This is a genomic window from Salinimicrobium oceani (assembly GCF_012037645.1).
This window is the reverse complement of record NZ_JAAVJR010000422.1, coordinates 1-507: the sequence shown is the minus strand read 5'-3', so window position 1 is coordinate 507 and position 507 is coordinate 1. Positions and strand designations below refer to the sequence as shown.

Below are 507 nucleotides of genomic sequence, written 5' to 3'. Positions count from 1 at the left end.
CTTAAAAGCATTTACTAAAGCTGCCTCAGACTGGGAGATAAAACTCATATTCAGGTGTGAAACTAAAAAAGACGCAGTTTATCTGGAACGCTATATTAAAAGAATGAAAAGCAGAAAATTTATAGAAAAAATAATTGACCGTCCTGAAATATTGGAAGAGATTCTCTCTACCTGGTAGTGTCCCTGGTTCCCCCGAAGCGTCGGGGCTGGAGGCACCACAAGCAAAGCAGAAGCCCTCAAATGAAAATTTGGGGGCTTTTTTAGTTTTATACAATTTGAAAAATGCATTTTATTTACATCAATTATAGTTCAAAGGCCGATAAATATTATACCGGGGAATCAAATAATGTTCCGGCGAGACTGGAACTTCATAATAGTCATAAATTCTTAAAAGCATTTACTAAAGCTGCCTCAGACTGGGAGATAAAACTCATATTCAGGTGTGAAACTAAAAAAGACGCAGTTTATCTAGAACGCTATATTAAAAGAATGAAAAGCAGAAAATTT

1 protein-coding gene is annotated in these 507 nt (G+C 35.7%); it reads left to right on the top strand.

Features of this window, described 5'->3' with window-relative positions; all coding sequences use genetic code 11:
* Positions 1-282: 282 nt before the first annotated feature.
* Positions 283-507: GIY-YIG nuclease family protein (locus HC175_RS17520; RefSeq protein WP_168139578.1), on the top strand; the 225-nt coding region annotated here is incomplete at its 3' end.